The organism is Cedecea neteri NBRC 105707 = ATCC 33855 (assembly GCF_001571265.1).
Classification (GTDB): Bacteria; Pseudomonadota; Gammaproteobacteria; order Enterobacterales; family Enterobacteriaceae; genus Cedecea; species Cedecea neteri.
In genome coordinates this window covers 1-1,028 of sequence record NZ_BCTL01000124.1, presented here as the reverse complement: position 1 = coordinate 1,028, position 1,028 = coordinate 1, and the positions used below count along the sequence as shown (strand labels likewise).

Here is a 1,028-nt window from a genome sequence, read left to right as displayed (position 1 = left end):
GCTCCGGCGCGGCGGTGGAGCCTTTCTCCAGCAGGCTCTGCCCGAGCCCGGCCAGATAACCGCGCCCCGGATTGAGGTGAAAACCCGCATCCGGGACCAGCAGCGCCCCGGTTTTGGGGTCTCTGTACGCGGTGACCGGCCGGGTTTCGCCGTCCGTGCCGTAAGGCTGCTGCACCGTGACCAGACGGCCCTCGCTGGACTCCAGCCCGATGGGGTGATTTTTCATCTGTGCGCGGGTCAGGGCCCGTATCCAGCACCGGCAGCGATACCCGTTTGGCGGGTAAATACTCTGCCAGATGGGGTCGTCAGCGGCGAACACCCGCCCGTTGAGGCTGGCATGCATCGGCCGGGTGCGGTTGTCCATCACCGCGTTATACTCCCAGTAAGGCCGCTCTGTGACGGTGCGCATCTGCTGCTGGTAACGCCCGGCGGCATAAGCAGACTGGATGTTCGTTCTGAATATCGTATCCAGCCGGTACGGCATCAGCTTTTTACCCGCCAGCTCCCCGTACTCATCGGCCACCAGACCGCGTCCCAGCCAGCCCTTACGCTGCAGCAGCGGCTCGAGGTCATTGTGGAACTGCGTGAGCGTGGTACCGTTCGCCATCGCCTGCGTAAGCCCCTGGTGAATATCGTTCAGCACATCAAGCTTCAGAATACCGGCCACGGTGAACTGCACGGCGTGCGCCTCATCCTCCAGGTCCTTCCAGTTGAAGGTCGGCGTCAGGTGCTTACCCTCGAAATACCGGATGGCCGCCTCCGGCTTCAGGGTCATGGCGAACCCGGCATTAATCCCCGGCATGACTTTGCCCCATCACGTCCGCCACGAACACCGCCTGACCGACCAGCTCCTGCAGGGAGCCATCCTGAAGGTCCGGGTATGCCTCTGCCAGCAGCGCATACACCGCATCCGGTGATGAGGCAGCGCGGATTTTCTCCAGCAGCGGGCGCAGCATCGCCTCCGCCGCCTGATTCGCCTGCGCGGCCAGCGCCAGCGGGGCCGCATCCAGCTGTTGCTGAACGGCATC

1 protein-coding gene and 1 pseudogene are annotated in these 1,028 nt (G+C 64.2%); both read right to left on the bottom strand.

Translation table 11 applies throughout. The annotated features are described in order from the left end of the window. The coding region (locus tag CNE01S_RS24085) for a phage head morphogenesis protein (RefSeq protein ID WP_169799438.1) at positions 1-802 on the bottom strand (802 nt) is incomplete at its 3' end. After that, a pseudogene (locus CNE01S_RS24080) lies at positions 789-1,028 on the bottom strand (phage portal protein family protein); the annotation flags it as partial. The pseudogene CNE01S_RS24080 and the gene CNE01S_RS24085, both read right to left, overlap by 14 nt.